Below are 2,076 nucleotides of genomic sequence, written 5' to 3' on the forward strand. Positions count from 1 at the left end.
CGAGGCGTTCGGACGTCTTCCGTATCCTGAACTCCACGTCCTCCGGTATGAGCCGCTCGAGGAGACGGTGCAGCTTCTCCACGGTATCGTTTATCACCACGGGTTTGAGGTTGATGACCTGCTTCCTTGAGAAGGCAAGGAGGCTCTGGGTGAGATTGGCGGCCTTTTCTGAGGACACGAGTATCTGCGAGGCATAGCCGTGCAACGGGTTGTCCTTGTCCATCTTCATCTGAAGGAGGCTCGCGTAGCCCATGATGGCGCTCAGGAGGTTGTTGAAGTCATGCGCCACGCCTCCCGCGAGGGTACCCACCGCCTCCATCTTCTGCGATTGCAGGAGCTGCGACTCCAGATGCTTGCGCTCGGTGACGTCGCGGGCAATGCCGCACAGGCCCGTTATCTCTCCCCGCTCGTTCTTCAAGGGGACCTTGATGGTGTGAAAGACATAGACGGCGGCTGTCACGGGCCGCGCCATTTCTTCCTCGACCGTCTCACCCTGAAGCACACGGTTATCCATCCTTTCTATGTGGTTGGCGGCCTCGTCGGCGAACAGGTCCCGGTCGGTGGCGCCCAGTATCTTCTCCATGGGAATGCCGAAAAGCTCCGACATGGCCCTGTTGGCGACGATGTAGCGGCGGTCCCTGTCCTTGATGAAGATGGCGTCCCTGGCGCTGTCGATGACCGCCCTCAGCCTGGACTCGGAGACACTCAGGGCCTCCCGGGCCGCCTTCTCTTTCAGAAGCCGGACCATCCCCTGGGCCATGAGCTGCACCTGGTTGATATCGGTTTCCCCGTATTCCTCCTCCTTGTTGCCGACGCCGATAACGGCGACGATCCTTTCCCCGTCGAAGATGGGGACCCCAAGGTGACGCTTTACCTCCACGTGGCCCTCGGGACAGCCCCTCCGGCCCACACCCGGCGCGGTGTAGTCATTGGTGATGATCGGTCTTCGTTCGCGCACGGGGTCTCCCCAGATGCCCGTTGTCTGAAGCCGGTATGATAAGGGTTTGTCCCGCACGCGGCACTCCTCCATGGCCTGTCTTGACCAGGAATGCATGGAGAGCACCGATTCGTCCTCGTTGAGGAAGGCAAGATAACCGATGGCGCTCTTCGTGAGCCTGATCGATTCCTCAAGGGTGAAGGTGGTTATCTCCTCCAGGGGCCGGTTGCCCATCTGGTTGATCCTGAGGAGGGCCTCCGTCCGCGATTCATCGAGGCGCAGCCGCTCCTCGGCCTTTCTGCGTTCGGTGATGTCCCGGGAAAAGGCGCAGACGTATTCGAACTCATCGTAGGGAAGGTAACTGATACTCACCTCGACGGGAAACGTTGCCCCGTCCTTCCTGCGGTGCAGGGATTCAAACTGGTCGGAGCCTTTTTCGACGATACCTTGCCAGTACCGCGGCCAATCCTGGGCCGGATGGCCCGGTTCGATCTCATGGATCTTCATGGAGAGAAGCTCATGTCGCTCGTACCCCGTCGAGAGGCACGCGCTGTCGTTCACGTAAGCGATGCTCCCGGTGCTGTCGATCCAGTAGATGCTGTCCGCGGCGTTGTCGACGGAGAACTGGGTGAATTTCAGCGTGCTTTCTGCCCGCTTCAGCCGGGTGATGTCAGTCGCGGTGAAGATATAGGCCCCACCTTCCATCGGCGACAGCTGAACAAGCACGTCGAGGACCTGCCCGTCCTTCGTCACCCATTTTGTCTCTCCCTGAAAGTCCCGATAGAGAACCTTGCCCATCCGCTCGAATTCCGATTCCCGCTCGTAGAGCATGCGGGTGCTCCCCCGGGTGAGTTCGTCCATCGTGTATCCGGTGATGCTGCACATTGCCGCATTCGCCCACTCGATGACCCTGTCGCGGATCCGGCCGATGCCGATGGGCGAGGCGGCGATGATGGCCCTCAGCTCCTTTTCAGACCGGGCGATGGCACGCTCCGCCTCCTTGCGCTCCGTTATGTCCACGGACACGCCCAGGACGGCGGGGGTCTCGGTTCCGGAGAACGTGAAAGGGATCTTGATGGTCTCGAGATACCGCACGTTCCCCTGCGCGTCGGTGATGGGCTCGTCGGGAATGTATTTTC

The 2,076-nt window shown here is 60.5% G+C and carries 1 protein-coding gene; it reads right to left on the minus strand.

What is annotated here, in order from left to right; genetic code table 11:
• Positions 1-2,076 (minus strand): PAS domain S-box protein (locus tag GXX82_15050; protein NLT24356.1); only part of this gene is annotated, 2,076 nt, incomplete at both ends.

Source organism: Syntrophorhabdus sp. (genome assembly GCA_012719415.1).
Classification (GTDB): domain Bacteria; phylum Desulfobacterota; class Syntrophorhabdia; order Syntrophorhabdales; family Syntrophorhabdaceae; genus Delta-02.